The 14,799-nt window shown below is 49.2% G+C and carries 16 protein-coding genes; 2 read left to right on the top strand and 14 right to left on the bottom strand.

The features are described 5' to 3' along the window. Positions 1 to 16: 16 nt before the first annotated feature. From VV089_RS03865 to mtaB, 6 genes are all read right to left on the bottom strand, one after another. Positions 17 to 1,681: a ribonuclease J gene (locus VV089_RS03865; RefSeq protein ID WP_172543806.1), complete on the bottom strand. Its 1,665-nt coding sequence runs from the start codon at positions 1,679 to 1,681 to the stop codon at positions 17 to 19. A gap of 234 nt (positions 1,682 to 1,915) precedes the next feature. Beyond that, positions 1,916 to 2,368, bottom strand: a complete 453-nt coding sequence (locus VV089_RS03860) for a Fur family transcriptional regulator (RefSeq protein ID WP_172543807.1) — start codon at positions 2,366 to 2,368, stop codon at positions 1,916 to 1,918. Positions 2,369 to 2,394: 26 nt separating this feature from the next. Continuing rightward, the gene (locus VV089_RS03855; protein ID WP_172543808.1) at positions 2,395 to 2,655 is read right to left on the bottom strand and encodes a DUF1292 domain-containing protein; all 261 of its coding nucleotides are present in this window, start codon (positions 2,653 to 2,655) and stop codon (positions 2,395 to 2,397) included. Between the two features lie 3 nt (positions 2,656 to 2,658). Further along, positions 2,659 to 3,111, bottom strand: a complete 453-nt coding sequence (gene ruvX, locus VV089_RS03850) for a Holliday junction resolvase RuvX (RefSeq protein WP_172543809.1) — start codon at positions 3,109 to 3,111, stop codon at positions 2,659 to 2,661. 32 nt (positions 3,112 to 3,143) lie between these two features. Further along, the gene (locus VV089_RS03845; protein WP_172543810.1) at positions 3,144 to 3,407 is read right to left on the bottom strand and encodes an IreB family regulatory phosphoprotein; all 264 of its coding nucleotides are present in this window, start codon (positions 3,405 to 3,407) and stop codon (positions 3,144 to 3,146) included. A 122-nt stretch (positions 3,408 to 3,529) separates the two neighbouring features. After that, positions 3,530 to 4,834, bottom strand: a complete 1,305-nt coding sequence (gene mtaB, locus VV089_RS03840) for a tRNA (N(6)-L-threonylcarbamoyladenosine(37)-C(2))-methylthiotransferase MtaB (protein ID WP_334335025.1) — start codon at positions 4,832 to 4,834, stop codon at positions 3,530 to 3,532. A gap of 86 nt (positions 4,835 to 4,920) precedes the next feature. Between mtaB and VV089_RS03835 the strand changes: the two genes are divergently transcribed. Both VV089_RS03835 and VV089_RS03830 read left to right on the top strand, forming a co-directional pair. Continuing rightward, positions 4,921 to 5,154, top strand: a complete 234-nt coding sequence (locus VV089_RS03835; protein ID WP_334335024.1) for an HPr family phosphocarrier protein — start codon at positions 4,921 to 4,923, stop codon at positions 5,152 to 5,154. A 246-nt stretch (positions 5,155 to 5,400) separates the two neighbouring features. Further along, positions 5,401 to 6,315, top strand: coding sequence for an AraC family transcriptional regulator (locus tag VV089_RS03830; protein WP_334335023.1), 915 nt, complete (start codon positions 5,401 to 5,403; stop codon positions 6,313 to 6,315). On the opposite strand, the gene VV089_RS03825 is transcribed toward VV089_RS03830, so the two are convergent. The 8 genes from VV089_RS03825 to VV089_RS03790 form a co-directional block, all read right to left on the bottom strand. Next, positions 6,302 to 7,042 carry an SDR family NAD(P)-dependent oxidoreductase gene (locus VV089_RS03825; protein WP_172543815.1) on the bottom strand — a complete coding sequence of 247 codons (741 nt, stop codon included), beginning with the start codon at positions 7,040 to 7,042 and terminating at the stop codon, positions 6,302 to 6,304. The genes VV089_RS03830 and VV089_RS03825 overlap by 14 nt on opposite strands. Before the next feature lie 15 nt (positions 7,043 to 7,057). Further along, on the bottom strand, positions 7,058 to 8,032 hold the full coding sequence (locus VV089_RS03820) for a phosphoglycerate dehydrogenase (protein WP_334335022.1): 975 nt from the start codon (positions 8,030 to 8,032) through the stop codon (positions 7,058 to 7,060). A gap of 73 nt (positions 8,033 to 8,105) precedes the next feature. Then, positions 8,106 to 9,332, bottom strand: coding sequence for a TRAP transporter substrate-binding protein (locus tag VV089_RS03815; protein WP_334335021.1), 1,227 nt, complete (start codon positions 9,330 to 9,332; stop codon positions 8,106 to 8,108). A gap of 36 nt (positions 9,333 to 9,368) precedes the next feature. Next, positions 9,369 to 10,664 (bottom strand): TRAP transporter large permease, encoded by a 1,296-nt coding sequence (locus VV089_RS03810; RefSeq protein WP_334335020.1) that lies wholly within the window; start codon positions 10,662 to 10,664, stop codon positions 9,369 to 9,371. Positions 10,665 to 10,670: 6 nt separating this feature from the next. Then, complete coding sequence (locus VV089_RS03805; RefSeq protein ID WP_334335019.1) at positions 10,671 to 11,168, bottom strand: TRAP transporter small permease; 498 nt, start codon at positions 11,166 to 11,168, stop codon at positions 10,671 to 10,673. A 21-nt stretch (positions 11,169 to 11,189) separates the two neighbouring features. Further along, on the bottom strand, positions 11,190 to 12,095 hold the full coding sequence (locus tag VV089_RS03800; protein ID WP_334335018.1) for a dihydrodipicolinate synthase family protein: 906 nt from the start codon (positions 12,093 to 12,095) through the stop codon (positions 11,190 to 11,192). A 280-nt stretch (positions 12,096 to 12,375) separates the two neighbouring features. Further along, positions 12,376 to 13,554, bottom strand: a complete 1,179-nt coding sequence (gene thiI / locus VV089_RS03795) for a tRNA uracil 4-sulfurtransferase ThiI (RefSeq protein ID WP_334335017.1) — start codon at positions 13,552 to 13,554, stop codon at positions 12,376 to 12,378. 40 nt (positions 13,555 to 13,594) lie between these two features. Beyond that, on the bottom strand, positions 13,595 to 14,749 hold the full coding sequence (locus VV089_RS03790; RefSeq protein ID WP_334335016.1) for a cysteine desulfurase family protein: 1,155 nt from the start codon (positions 14,747 to 14,749) through the stop codon (positions 13,595 to 13,597). Positions 14,750 to 14,799 lie beyond the last annotated feature (50 nt).

The following is a 14,799-nucleotide window of genomic DNA, read 5'->3' as shown; positions in this document are numbered from 1 at the left end:
GCTGCCTATGATCCCCCTAAACCTCCATAATAATAGGAAGAATCATAGGATTACGCTTCGTTCTTTTCCAGATAAAATCACTGAGGGAATCCTTGATTACATTCTTTAACTTTCCCCAGTCGGAAACACCCCGGTCCAGACAGTCGTTCACCGCATCGTTCACCACGGCTCTTGCTTCCTCCATCAAATCCTCGGATTCGCGCACATAGACAAAGCCCCGGGACACAATGTCCGGCCCTGCCAGAAGCTGATTGCTGTACTTTTCCAGCGTCATTACCACAATCATAATACCATCTTCCGCCAGATGCTGTCTATCCCTCAATACAATATTTCCTACATCTCCCACTCCAAGGCCGTCCACCAGAATGGAACCTGTGTGCACATGATCCACGACCTTGGCGCTGTTCTCACCAAGCTCCAGCACGTCGCCGGAAGAGAGGATGAAAATATTTTCCTTGGCGATTCCCAGGTTCTTTGCCAGATCCGCCTGTGCCTTCAGGTGGCGGTATTCGCCATGGATGGGAATGGAATATTTCGGACGCACCAGGGAATAAATCAGCTTAATCTCCTCCTGGCAGGCATGGCCGGACACATGGGCGTCCTGGAAAATCACATCCGCCCCCTTCATGGAGAGCTCGTTGATTACCTTGGACACGGCTTTCTCGTTGCCGGGAATGGCCTTGGAGCTGAAAATCACCGTATCTCCCGGCTTAATCTGCACCTTTTTGTGAAGGTTGGCCGCAATCCGGGACAAGGCCGCCATGGATTCTCCCTGGCTTCCCGTGGTGATCAGTACCACCTGATCGTCGGGATAATTCTTCATCATCTCAATATCAATCAGGGTCTTGTCCGGCACGGTCAGATATCCGAGCTCCGCAGCCGTCTTAATCACATTGACCATGCTGCGTCCTTCCACAACTACCTTCCGGCCGTACTTGTAAGCAGAGTTGATGATCTGCTGCACCCGGTCTACATTGGACGCAAAGGTTGCAATGATAATCCGGGAATTCCGGTGATCCGACATAATATTGTCAAACACCCTTCCCACGGTGCGCTCCGACATGGTGAAGCCCGGCCGCTCCGCATTGGTGCTGTCGCACATAAGAGCCAGCACGCCCTTCTTGCCGATCTCCCCGAAACGCTGCAGATCGATAGCGTCCCCGAATACCGGGGTGTAATCCACCTTAAAGTCTCCCGTATGCACTACAATTCCCGCCGGGGAGTAAATAGCCAGGGCAGAAGCGTCCACAATACTGTGATTGGTCTTGATGAACTCAATCCGGAAAGCCCCCAGATTGATGGACTGCCCGTGCTGCACTACCTTCCGCTTGGTGTGGTTGATGAGATTATGCTCTCTCAATTTATTTTCAATCAGTCCGATGGTCAGCTTTGTGGCGTACACCGGAATATTAAGCTCTTTTAATACATAGGGCAGGGCGCCGATGTGATCCTCATGTCCGTGGGTGATCACAAAGCCCTTTACCTTCTGAATGTTGTCCTTTAAATATGTGATATCGGGAATCACCAGATCGATCCCCAGCATATCATCCTCCGGGAAGGACAGGCCGCAGTCCACAACAATAATACTGTCTTCAAATTCAAAGGCAGTAATATTCATTCCGATCTGCTCCAGTCCGCCCAGAGGAATGATACGCAATTTTGAATTGTTAATATTTCTCAATCTTAAACCTCCTATTCTAAGTCGCTGCGCGACGGCACTAAAGGGTAAAGTCGCTTCGACACACCGGTGATGAGAGAAACTTTTATTCGAAAAAGCACTCATAAAAGTTTCTCTCGTGCGCCTTTGCGACTTTACCTTCCAGCGTGCACTTTGAAGGATATTACTTTTTTTAGTCGCTGCGCGACAGCACTAAAGGGTAAAACCGCTTCGACAGAAATTATTTTCTGTTTTTTGTTATATTTCTTTCTCCGAACAGTCCTTGCAGATGCCGTAAAGCTTCACCTCATGATCCGTCACCCGGAATCCAAGCGCTGCCTGTACCCCCGTCTCCAGCGCCTCCAGCATGTCCTTCTGAAATGCAGACACACTGCCGCACCTTAAACAGATCAGATGATGATGTCTGTGCCGCGCGCGTTCCTGTGTGTCTCCAATCTCATAACGGGCAAAGCCGTCATCCAGATTGATCCGGTCAATCAGTTCCAGTTCCAGCAGAAGCTGAACCGTTCTATATACCGTGGCCAGCCCGATATCCGGGTTGTCCGCTTTTACTCTCTCGTATATCTCCTCCGCAGTCAGATGTTCCTCCGGGTTCTCTGCCAATACCTCAAGAACCACCAGGCGCTGCCTGGTTACCTTCAGTCCTTTTTCCTTCAGTAATTTTTTAAATTCTTCTCTGTCAATCGCCACAGACGCCGCCCGCCTTTTCCTGTCTTTTAAAAGGTGATGTCCACGTCCTCCAGAAGCTGCTCAAAAACACTCATCACAGCCTCCAGCTCCCGGTCATCCTCTACAACCTCATAGACCGCCTCCTGGCTGCCGTCCGCAGATAGATCCTTCAAAATCATAGCCTCTGCGTCCTCTTCTTCCGAATCCGCCACCAGAATATAATCTATTCCATTCAGTCTCGTCTCCTCCAGAACAAAAAAATCCGTCCCCTCTCCTGTGTCATTCTGGACAAACGTAATCTTTTCCATTCCTTACTCCTCGTCTCCCGGTTTCGCAGTTCCCGGTGCGCAAATAGAATCCAGATAGCCCTGCAGAATCAAAACAGCGGCAATAGCATCCACATACCTGCCTCTGTTCTCTCTTCGTACATTTCCTTCCATCAATGCCCGATTGGCCTCCACCGTAGTCAGCCGCTCGTCCCACATCACAACAGGCAGACCTGTCCGTTTTACCAGCATCTCCTTAAATTCCAAAGATTTTTCCGCCCGTTCTCCCAGAGTGTTATTCATATTTTTAGGCAGTCCCAGCACAAGCTTCGTAACCTGGTATTCCTTTACCAGCTCCTCCAGCCGTGCAAGGGTCTGCCGCAGCTTATTCTCCGATTTTCTTCTGATAATCTCCACAGGCTGGGCCGTGATGCCCAAAGGATCGCTCACCGCCACCCCCAGAGTTTTGGAACCAAAGTCCAGTCCCATAATCCGCATAAGCTGCTCCCGTCTCTTTCTCTGAAAAAAGTTTATTCATTCACAGTTGTCTTAATATAAACTTTCAGAAGCTCCTCAACAAGCTCGTCACGTTCCACCTTCATAATCAGACTGCGGGCATTATTGTGGCTTGTGATGTATGTGGGATCTCCGGACATAATATATCCTACAATCTGATTTACCGGGTTATAACCTTTCTCCGTCATAGCCTGGTATACTTGATGCAGAATATCACCTACCTTGGTTTCTGTCTCCGGCATTACCTTAAAATTTTGTGTGCTATCCAATCTACCCATTTCTGCCTCCACAGAACAGATGAAGCTCTTTACTGCTCTGTTCATCTGAACCTTAATTTTTCACGCTCCTAAAACCACTCCCTCTTATTCTACTCTATAATTTCAAAAAATACAATACCTTTTCAGAGAAGTTTACATAACAGAAGCCCATTTTCTAAAACTTTTTCGCCAAAAGCCCGGACAATCTGCCCGGACAACTCCTTATCCGAGACAAAAACTGCCCGGCAGTACTCTCTGGTATGCCCCGTCTGATAAGAAACGCCCGAAATCTCCATAGCTTCCTCCACCAGGATCTCCGACTGCCGCCCGATCCGCCTCTCAAGATACTGCCTCTCATGTATCTCATTCAGCGCAAGGAGGCGTCTGCTCCGCTCCCCCTTCACAGCCTCTGTAATCTGCCCGGCCATAGAAGCGGCCTTCGTCCCCTTTCTTTTGGAATACTTAAAAATATGGGTCTGAAAAAAAGCAATCCTCTTCAAAAAGTCCTCCGTCTCAGAAAACTCTTCTTCCGTCTCCCCCGGAAAGCCTGCGATTACATCCGTCGTCAAAGCCGGATCCTCAAAAATACCCCTAAGGATCCCACAGGCCTTTTCATACTCCGCCGTCGTATACCGGCGGTTCATCCGCATCAGGACAGCGTCGCAGCCGCTCTGAAGAGACAAGTGAAAATGAGGGCAGAGCTTATCCATTTTCCGCAAAGCCCCCGCAAACTCTTCTGTAATAATCCGCGGCTCCAAAGACCCCAGCCGGATCCGCCGGATTCCCGGGATCTCCTGCACCATCTCTATCAGAGACAGAAGCTTTACCCCCTCCAGATCCACGCCGTAAGAGCTCAAATGAATCCCCGTAAGAACCACCTCCCGGCAGCCTCCCTCCGAAAGCCGTTCTATCTCCTTTCGGATCTCCTCCGGCGCCCTGCTGCGCACCCGTCCCCGGGCAAAGGGAATGATACAATAGCTGCAGAACTGATTGCACCCGTCCTGCACCTTCACATAAGCTCTGGTATGATCCGCCTGCTCCGTCACAAAAAGCCCCTCGTACTCCTTCGTATGGTTTATATCAATCAGCGCTTCCGCCTTGCTTCCTCTCTCATAAGCCTCCAGAATGGAAACCAGATCCTTCTTTTTATTATTGCCAATTACCAGGTCAACCGAACCGTCCTCCCAGATATTTTCACCGGCCGTCTGGACATAGCATCCCACCGCCGCCACAACCGCGTCCGGATTCAGCTTTCTGGCCCGGTGAAGCATCTGCCGCGACTTCCTGTCCGCAATATTCGTCACCGTACAAGTATTGATAATATAAAAATCCGCCCCCTCATCAAAAGGCACAATCTCATAGCCCGCATCCTTCAGAAGCTGTCCCATAGCCTCCGTCTCATAAGCATTCACCTTACACCCAAGATTATGCAGCGCAACCCTCTTCATATCCAACAATCCTTTCGACTTTGTATTGACTTTTACCACCCCCCGTATTAAGATTAAGATAAGCTGATAATTAGGAGGTATTTACAATGAAAACCATAAAAATATGCTTAAACTCCATCGAAAAAGTAAAATCCTTTGTAAACGATATTACAAGATTCGATGCCGACTTCGATCTGGTCTCCGGACGCTATGTCATCGACGCCAAATCCATCATGGGAATCTTCAGTCTCGACCTGTCCAAACCCATCGATTTGAATATCCACGCCCAGGAAGAAATGGACACTATCCTCACCACACTGCAGCCTTACATCGTCGACTAACCCATTTCTTAACTAAAAGCATTCTGAAGAAAGCCGTTCTGCACGCCGGATCCATCCATCGGCATAGGCCGGCTTTGATCCACGGAAACGGTATGGTTCTCCTTCTGTACCGTTTCTTTCAAAAAACACCTGTGTTTATTCTACCGTTCTTTTTGACATTTATCAACATTTTTTCACAAGGCAGTATAAAATGCTTTTCTAAATAAAGATTGTATGGTAAAATAGGAAAAAACTTCAGGAGTATTCATGCAGGAAATCATTGATACATTTTGCTGGACAAAAGAACAAAAGACTATTACCCATGACAGGCATAACATAGAAGGGCTCGGAAATTTTGCACATTGGACATTCACTTCTTCTCTGGAGCCGGTTAGTCTCCACTACCATTCCAACATGCTGGAGATTCACTGTCTGATCAAGGGCAAGCGCTTAAGTCAGCTCTCGAAAGACGGTTCCTGTACCGAATATATTACTTTAAGCAACGAAGCGTTTATCACCTTTCCCTTTGAGATTCACGGCACCGGTGAGAATCCCAGATACCCAGGCGAATTTTATTCACTTCAGATTGATCTGTCCGATCCCTATCATTTGCTGGGACTGAACAGAGATTTTTCTTATGCCCTTTACCAGCAGCTGATGCATTTGCCCCACCGGCAGCTGATTTTAGGCGCTACTCATATTGACACCCTGCGCAGCGCGTTCAATTTTTTCAGCGATCTCTCTTCGGACGCAATCAAGGTTGGCGTGCAGTTTTTGTGCTGCTTTCTGTTTAGTCTGCAATTTTTACCCCCCCCCGTGCAGCAAGGCAAGACTACGGCAAACGATCCCCATATCAAAGATGCCATTGACTACATGCTTGCTCATGTGACAGATAAACTGCAGCTTTCTGAACTGGCTGATATTTCCGGCTATTCCCTGTCTTTCTTCAAGACCAAATTCAAAAAAGAGGTTGGGATTACACCGGCGGATTATTTTAATCTGCAGAAATTTGAGGCTGCAAAAAAGCTGCTTACAGAGACAAACCAAAGTATTACCGATATTGCATATGCGCTTGGTTTTTCTTCCTCCAGCTACTTTAGCTCATCTTTCAAGAAGCTGGCTATCTGCACGCCTCAAATTTACCGCAAAAATCACAGTCCTTCTCTCTCTACCAGCGATTGATTCCACGCAGGACCAGAATCTGGCTGTTCATTCCGCCGCTCATGCTGCTGGCCAGAAACAGCGCGCCGTTTGCTACGGTCTCTGTACTGAATACGTCCCCTCCGGACTGAAGGATAAACTCCCTCCGCTCCGATTTTTTGAACATTTCCGTATCTACGGGTCCCGGACAGATGGCGTTCACACGGATTCCGCTCTCAAGCCTTCGGATCTCATCTCCCAGGGCCTGTGTAAAGCAGACCACAGCGGCCTTGCTGGCTGAATAAGCCACGCTTCCGGGCAGACCGCGCAAAGCGGCTCCGCTTCCGATGTTGATAATATTTCCTTCCTTCTGTTCTACCATGTAAGGAAGCACGGCCTTTGTCATCAGCATCACACTGCGCATATTCGTATTCATAATCTCGTCAAACACCTGAACCGGCATTTCCAGCAGCGGCATTTCCTTGCTGATTCCCGCATTATTGACCAAAATATCAACACCGCCGTGCCTAGCTGTCACGTCATTCACCAGACGGCATACGTCTTCTTCCTTGGAAACATCCGCCGCAAAGCATTCTGCCCTTCCTCCGCTTTTTCGAATCTCACAGGCCGCCTCTTCCAGGGCCGAAAGCCTGCGTCCTGCCAGCAAAACGACAGCTCCCTGCTTTGCGAATGTCTCTGCAATCCCTTTTCCGATTCCCTGTGCCGCTCCGGTGATAAGCGCTCTTTTTCCTTCTAACAGCCTATCCATTTCACAGTCCCCTTTTTACTCTTTTCTCTCACGGTTCACCCAGAACTGTGGTTCCCGCCCGTCCAATGCATCTATGACATTTTGAGCGGCAGCCATGCTGACCTTGTGATACGCCTGGCGCGTTTCTGCCCCGGTATGAGGCGTGAGCACCACATTTTTGCAGGTTAAAATCGCCGCGTCCGAAGGCAGAGGCTCTGTCTCAAAGGCATCCAGCGCCGCCCCGGAGAGCTTTCCGGAATTCAAAGCCGCCGCCAGCTCCTCCAAATCCACCAGCGCTCCCCGGGCCGCATTGATCAGATAGCTGCCTTCCTTCATACGGGAAAAGGTGTCTGCGCCGAACAAATGGTAGTTCTCTTTTGTGGCCGGCGCATGAAGGCTGACAATATCGCAGGTCTCAATCACTTCCTCCTGGCTGACCATCTCCACTCCCAGTTCTTTTGCAGCAGCTTCATTGGGATAAAGATCGTATGCCTTAAGCTTTACATCAAAGACCGACAGCTTTCTTGCCACCTCACGGGCAATTGCGCCGAATCCCAGAAGGCCGACTGTCTTTCCCTCCATTTCCTCTCCCAGAAACCTGGGCCAGGCGCTCTGCTCCATTGCCTTGTGCAAAGGAAGAATTCCTCTTAAAACACAGAGTATGAATCCCACCGTCAGCTCAGCCACGGCATTGGAGTTCTGTCCGGGACAGTTGCATGCCTTTACTCCATATCTTGACGCAGCCTCCAGGTGGATATTATCTACTCCCACCCCGAACTTGCACACGCATTTCAGTCTGGGGGCAGCCTGGAAGACCTTTTCATCGTAAACGTCCATGCCGATAATCGCCGCGTCTATGTCGGGAAGAATCTCCTTTAACTCCTCATATGTATATGCCGGAAAAGAGCGGGAGGCGTCAAACACCACCTCGTGGCCGTTCTCTTCCAATAATTTCCATGCTTCCTTGCATAAGGTATCAAAATGCGACGCTGAAACCAGTACTTTTCCCATTTTACTTCGTCTCCTTTTTTGCTCTCATTTTCACATTTCACAATCCTTCCGTTTTGCCGGAGCCTCTCACGGATTAATACTGAAATACAGCCTTTACATCGTTAATGATCTCCACATATTTGGGATCTGTCATATACGTTTTTTCAATCATTGCATCGGCGCCTGCATAGAAAGCATCCATATCCAGCTCATCCTGGCCTACAATCTCCACGCCGGCGTCAACCATTACCTGTGTACAGTCCTCGCGGAATTTCAAAACCTCCTGATGGTAATAGTTGCCCTGGTATTTTTCCATCAGGCCGGCCACCAGCGCCTTGTAATCATCCGGCAGAGCATCCCAAGCTGTGGGATTTGTATAATATCCGGACACCAGATAGCTGTGATCCGTCTCATAATAGGTATCTAAAACTTCATAAAACTTTCCGTCCACCGTATTTGCCACCGGATTGTCCTGCCCCTGAACCACGCCTGTCTGCAAGGCAGTGTACAGCTCCGTATAGGCAACGGGAACAGGCGTCGCTCCCATGCATGAAATAACATCCTGCCATACCTGAGCTTCCATAGAACGAACCTTCACTGCCTTCAAATCCTCCGGCGAAGAAATCCTGGACACGCCTGTGGTAGACAGACAACGAGAGCCCGTGCAGTTGAAGCCGAGGGTAACCAGATTGGCAGTCTCTTCCAGCTCCTTGTAAAGCTCTGCTGCTTTTTCACTTGTAGAGAGATAAGTCAGCTCATCCTCTTCTGTATGAAACAAATAAGGCATGGCAAATACTCCGAAAGCATCTACATAAGGGGACATAACCGTAACATTTGACGTTACAAACTGAACCGTATTGTTGCGTACAAGCTCAACCGCCTCGGATTCACTGCCCAATGTGGAATTATAAAAAACATCCCACACAAAATTCCCGTTTGTCTTTTCCGCCAGCTCCTCTGCCATAAGCTTGACCGCCATGCTTTGAGGATTGGATTCCTGAAGGCATACGGCTACCGTCCATGTAATCTGATCGGTAGAAGTGATTTCCACATCCAAATCCGCTTCCGGATCCTGAGCCCGGTACACTACCATGCCGGGATACTGGTCATTTGGATCATAGACGAATCCATCCTCGGAAGCAGCTTGAGAAGAATCTGTCTCATCGCCTGCTTCTTCTGCACTGTCTGCCGCCTTCTCATTTGCGGCTGTTCCCGTTTCCTTGGTCTGTCCATCTCCCTCTGCCTTGGGATTATTCATGGCACATGCGGACAAATTCATCATAAGAGCGAACATCAACATAACTGCAAGCAATCTTTTCATTTCATTTACTCCTTCCATTATTCTCTTCATTTTCAATTAAAATACTTCAAAACCCAGCATAACCGGAATCGCCAATGTGATAGGCTCAATAAAGGTAACCGCCAGCAGGGCGATAAACATGGGAAGCAGCCAGGGCATTACATATTTCACTATTTTATTAAACGACACCCCCGTGGTTCCCGACAGCATAAACAGCGACTGGCCGTAGGGCGGGGTCATTAAACCAATCATAAGGTTCAGTACCACAATAATTCCCAGATGAATGGAACTGATTCCAACTGCCTGGGTCAGCGGCTGGAAAATAGGAACCAGCAGCATAATCGTAGGCGTGGAGTCCAGTATCATGCCGAAAAACAGCAAAATCAGGTCAATAATCAGCAATATCAGCCATTTGTTATCTGTCACTGCCATAATTCCTGTATACATTTTCTGCCCAAGATGTTCAAACTGAAGCACCCAGCCAAAGAGTGAGGCAGAGGATACAATAGCCAAAGCGGGAACAATTCCGGAAACCGTGCCGTCAACAACACCTAGCAAATGCCGAAACGGCATATCGCGGTACACCAGGCAGACCACGAAAATACAGTAGGTAATGGCTATACAGGACGCCTCGGTAGGCGTAAAATAGCCGCACATAATCCCGCCCATGATAATTATGGGGAGCAAAAGGGCAAAGAAACTGCGCTTAATGCAGCCAAGCAGCTCCCGAAGCGTGGCCCGCTTATGTACCTGATATTTGCGGCGCTTGGACACCAGAAACACGGCGATGCACAAAATGATCCCAATGGCAATGCCAGGCCCGAGACCGGCTACAAAGAGCGTGCCTACCGAGACGGAGGCCGCCGACCCGTACACAACCATAGGAATACTGGGAGGAACAATCGGCCCCATCGTTGCGGAGGCCGCCGTTATCCCGAAAATCGTGTCATCGTCGTACCCTTCGTCACGCATAGCCTTAATTTCCACATTTCCCAGACCTCCCACGTCTGCCAGCGCAGATCCGGACATACCGGAAAATAAGAAGGAAGCCAGAACATTCACATAGGCCAGACCGCCGGGCAGATGCCCAAGGAGCGCTCTGCAGACATTGAAGATTCTGTCTGTAATGCCGCCGTTATTCATAACAATTCCAGCCGCCATAAACATAGGGATTGCCAGCAGGACGAAGCTGTCCAGACTGCCATACATTTTTGCCATAACAGCCATATTGTCAATGCCGCCATGCAGAAAGCAGTAGCTAAGCCCGCTGCTGAGCAGCGCCATGTAAATAGGCGCCCCACAGGCCAAAAAAGCGATAAATATAATTAAATACACCCAAAATGCAACACTCATTCTCTCTTATCCCTCCTCTGCTCTTTTTCCCCCGACTTTAAACTCAGGGATATGCTCTGTCAGCATTTTCTGCAGGCAGCGAACCACGTTCAGACATGCGCTGAGAGGAATCACAAAAGCTACAATTCCCTTATTTATCTGCAGCGCAAAGGTTGTGGAGGCGCTGCTGTAGGCCACATACCGAAAGCCGTAAAACCCAATCCAGATAAACACGGCGATCGTAATCACATCCCAGAAAATTGTTACAGCCGAAGCAAATTTGGGTCCGAACCGGTCCGGCAGAATGGTAACTCTGATATGCTTGTCATATTTTGTCCCGAAGGACAGTCCAAAAAACACCATCCACACAAAGCAAAGCCGCGATGCCTCTTCCGTCCATGAAATGGGGCTTCCCACAAGTCTGGTAATAATCCCGAGAAGAACGACTACAAACATAATTACAAGCAGAATCCCCATGCAGACGCGTTCAAAATGCATGTCTAAAAATTTGATTGCTTTTTTCAAGTCCCAGACACCTCCCTCCCGTCAAATCAATACCTTGCGATAGTTCAATCCTTCCAATGTATCCAGCAGCTCCTTTTCCTGCTCCAAGGTCAGGTTCTCCATAGGACGGCGCATTTTCGCTGTAGCGATCACGCCCTCTTTTTTCAGAATCACCTTATAAGCCGCTATGTTATTTACGGCGCACATCACTTCGTTCAAAATATTCGTTCTTCTCTGATATTTCGTCGCCAAGTCAAAATCCTTTGCCTGCAGAGCCTCCCAGATTTTGGCATAATGCTCCGGAATGCACATGGCGTTGCCGGAAACAACTCCGTCTCCGCCCACAGCGCACAAGGCCTCAAACAAATGATCCGGCCCCACCAGAACGCTGAAGGTCTCTTCCCGAATCATCATAAATTGCTGCAGCTTCGTAAAATCCGGCCGGCTGTATTTGATTCCCACTACATTGGGACATCTCTTTGCAACCGCCTCTGCGGTAGCAGCGTCAATATCATTGACCGCATTCTGCGGAATACTGTAGAGATACACCGGGAAATCAGCGGGAACGGCTGCGGCAACTGATTCATAAAAATCCACCAGTCCCTGGCTGCTCAGCTTATAAAATACAGGCGTCACCACGCCGATTCCGTCAGCGCCAATCTCCACGGCATGCCGGGCCAGTTCTATGGTATCTGACAGATTCCAGGCGCCTGCCTGAACAAAAACAGGCACCCGCTTATCCGCATGTCTGACAACTGTCTCTGCTGCCAGCTTCCGTTCCGAAACCGTCAAATACATCATCTCTCCTGTGGTTCCACAGGGATACAGACACTGCAGCCCATTGTCAATGCAGTGATCCGTCAAATTTTTTAAGCTCTGAACATCAATTTCGTCATCCTCCGTCAAAGGTGTGACAATCGGAACAACTGTCCCAAACAATTTTTTCATACCGAACTCATCCTTTCCTCTCCCGTAAAAACGGTTTATGAACATCTGCTTGCTGCAAACTTTTTTTGTTCTGGAAAGTATGTTATCATATCCTCTGCAATTTTGCTTTTGGTATGAATTCGAATATTTTTTTGAAATAATTTATCAAAAAAGTATTTCACACGATTTTATAAGTGGGGAAAATTTTATAAAATACAAACGATAATTCTTTTAATACAGCAAAAAAAGGCTCCTCTAAACACATCTGTCCAGAGGAGCCTTATGTGCGCTGTCTGCTTTGTCATCCAACAACAATCAATTCCGCCGTCTCAACCGCCTCATCCACCATAGCGTCAATCTTCTCCGAAAGCTTCAGCTCCGACTTCCGGATCACTGCGGCATTCGGCTTCGTCACCGGATGCTTCGCCACAAAAATCGTACAGCAATCCTCAAAGGGCTGAATCGAAGTCTCAAAGGTATCAATGCGCTTAGAGATCGTCACGATATCCTCCTTATCAAAAGCAATCAAAGGCCGGAAAACAGGCATCGTGCACACCTCATTGGTAGCCGCCAGGCTCTGCACCGTCTGGCTGGCCACCTGCCCGATGCTCTCCCCGGTGATAAGCCCCAAAGACCCCGTCTTCTCTGCAATCCGCTCTGCGATCCGCATCATATACCGCCGCATAATAATCGTCAGCTCCTCATGGGGGCATTTCTCATAAATATAAAGCTGAATCTCCGTAAAATTCACCACATACAGATAAACAGGCCCTGCATACCGGGCAACCTTAGCCGCCAGATCTACCACCTTCTGCTTCGCCCTCTCGCTGGTATAAGGCGGCGCATGAAAATACACCGCGTCAATCTTCACGCCGCGCTTGGCCACCATATACCCGGCCACTGGACTGTCAATCCCGCCGGAAAGCAGCAGCATAGACTTGCCGTTGGTTCCAACAGGCATTCCCCCAGGCCCGGGAATCACATCGGAATAGAGATAGATCCGCTCCCGGATCTCCACATAAAGCATCAGCTCCGGATGATGCACATCCACCTTCATCCCCGGGAAGCACTCAAGAATCCGCCCTCCAAGCTGTGCGTTTATCTCCATAGACTGCAGCGGATACGTCTTGCGCGCCCTTCTGGCGTGAACCTTAAAGGTTTTATCGCATTCCCCGTAACAGGAGCCCAGATACTTCACAACCTCCTCTGCCAGACGCTCGAAGCCCTCGTCCTCCAGAATCACAACCGGGCAGATTCCCACGATTCCAAACACCCTTTTTAAGGCCTCCACCGCTTCCTCAAAGTCATAGTCTCCCTGGGCTTCCACATACATCCGCCCCTGCTCCTTTGTCACAAGAAAGGAACCCTCCACGTCCTTTAAGGCATGGCGGATCTGTGCCAACAGGGCATTTTCAAACAGATATCTGTTTTTCCCCTTAATTGCAATTTCTCCATATTTAATCAAAAACGCTTTGAACATATACCGCTCCTTCTTTCCCTGTTATATCTTCCCCTGCATCTCAATGCCTTCGAAACCTGCGGAGCATAGGAAGCAGCTCTCCCAAGGCCCCCAGGCAGTAAGAAATCTCATCCTCCGTAGTAAATTCACTGAAGCTGAAACGAAGGGTTGAATCAAGCAGCTTTTCTTTTATCCCCATGGCCTTTAACGTCCCGCTGACTGAGGGATGGTTGGAAGCGCAGGCCGATCCGGAAGAAACATAGATTTCCCGTTCCTCCAGGGCATGGAGAAGCACCTCGCTGCGCACCCCCTCAAAGCTGACGCTGACAATATGAGGCGCACCCTCCTCCCCCGCTTTCCCGTTGAGCACCGTTCCCTCAAGCTCTGACACGCCTTTTACAAACTGCTCCTTTATCCGGTAAAGCCGCTCTCTCTTTTCCTCAAGGTTTGTATAAATCTCTCTTACAGCCTCCCCAAAGCCTGCGATTCCCGGCACATTCTCTGTACCAGGGCGGAGATCCTTCTGCTGGCCGCCTCCATAGAGAAGGGGACGTATCTTCACGCCCTCTCCCACATAGAGCAGCCCCATTCCCTTAGGGCCGTGAATTTTATGGCTGCTCACGGACAGCAGATCCACATGCAGCTTCTTTGGGTGAATCACATATTTTCCAAAAGCCTGGACTGCGTCCACATGGAACAGTATGGGCTTTTCCCTGTTTTTTAAAAGCCTGCCAATCTCTGCTATGGGCTGCAGGGAACCCACCTCATTATTTACATACATCACAGAAACGAGAATCGTGTCCGGACAGAGGGCCTCCTCCAAATCCGCAAGGCGGACAACACCGTAAGAATCTACCGGAAGATAGGTGATCCGAAAGCCCTGCTCACTCAGATACTTCATGGCCTGCAGTACGGCCGGATGTTCGATGGACGTGGTAATCAGATGCTTCCCGGCCCTCTGATTGGCAAAGGCACAGCCTATGAGAGCCAGGTTATCGCTCTCTGTACCTCCCGATGTAAAATACAGCTCCTTTTCCTGAACCTTCAGATTGCCGGCCAGGATCTTTTTCGCTTCCCGGATCGCCCGCTCTGCTTCCACCCCTTTGCAGTGAAGGGAGGAGGGATTGCCGTAGTCCTCCGTCATAAGGCGGCACATCTTCTGGGCCGCCTTATGATAGCAGCGGGTGGTAGCGGAATTATCCAAATATACTTCCATGCTTCTTTTTGTTTCCTTTCTTTATTGAAGTCCGCAGCACTGCAGGATGG

It is taken from the genome of Candidatus Merdisoma sp. JLR.KK011 (assembly GCF_036941125.1).
Taxonomy (GTDB): domain Bacteria; phylum Bacillota; class Clostridia; order Lachnospirales; family Lachnospiraceae; genus Laedolimicola.
The sequence above is the reverse complement of the archived record's forward strand: the minus strand, read 5'-3'. Positions and strand labels throughout refer to the sequence as shown.

What these genes read in the sequence shown, in the direction of transcription:
- VV089_RS03835 (WP_334335024.1), top strand. Translation starts at nt 4,921, where the DNA reads ATGAAAACCATAAAAATATGCTTAAACTCCATCGAAAAAGTAAAATCC.
- VV089_RS03830 (WP_334335023.1), top strand. Translation starts at nt 5,401, where the DNA reads ATGCAGGAAATCATTGATACATTTTGCTGGACAAAAGAACAAAAGACT.
- ruvX (WP_172543809.1), bottom strand. Translation starts at nt 3,111, where the DNA reads ATGCGGATTATGGGACTGGACTTTGGTTCCAAAACTCTGGGGGTGGCG.
- VV089_RS03800 (WP_334335018.1), bottom strand. Translation starts at nt 12,095, where the DNA reads ATGAAAAAATTGTTTGGGACAGTTGTTCCGATTGTCACACCTTTGACG.
- VV089_RS03810 (WP_334335020.1), bottom strand. Translation starts at nt 10,664, where the DNA reads ATGAGTGTTGCATTTTGGGTGTATTTAATTATATTTATCGCTTTTTTG.
- VV089_RS03820 (WP_334335022.1), bottom strand. Translation starts at nt 8,032, where the DNA reads ATGGGAAAAGTACTGGTTTCAGCGTCGCATTTTGATACCTTATGCAAG.
- mtaB (WP_334335025.1), bottom strand. Translation starts at nt 4,834, where the DNA reads ATGAAGAGGGTTGCGCTGCATAATCTTGGGTGTAAGGTGAATGCTTAT.
- VV089_RS03855 (WP_172543808.1), bottom strand. Translation starts at nt 2,655, where the DNA reads ATGGAAAAGATTACGTTTGTCCAGAATGACACAGGAGAGGGGACGGAT.
- thiI (WP_334335017.1), bottom strand. Translation starts at nt 13,554, where the DNA reads ATGTTCAAAGCGTTTTTGATTAAATATGGAGAAATTGCAATTAAGGGG.
- VV089_RS03790 (WP_334335016.1), bottom strand. Translation starts at nt 14,749, where the DNA reads ATGGAAGTATATTTGGATAATTCCGCTACCACCCGCTGCTATCATAAG.
- VV089_RS03815 (WP_334335021.1), bottom strand. Translation starts at nt 9,332, where the DNA reads ATGAAAAGATTGCTTGCAGTTATGTTGATGTTCGCTCTTATGATGAAT.
- VV089_RS03845 (WP_172543810.1), bottom strand. Translation starts at nt 3,407, where the DNA reads ATGGGTAGATTGGATAGCACACAAAATTTTAAGGTAATGCCGGAGACA.
- VV089_RS03825 (WP_172543815.1), bottom strand. Translation starts at nt 7,042, where the DNA reads ATGGATAGGCTGTTAGAAGGAAAAAGAGCGCTTATCACCGGAGCGGCA.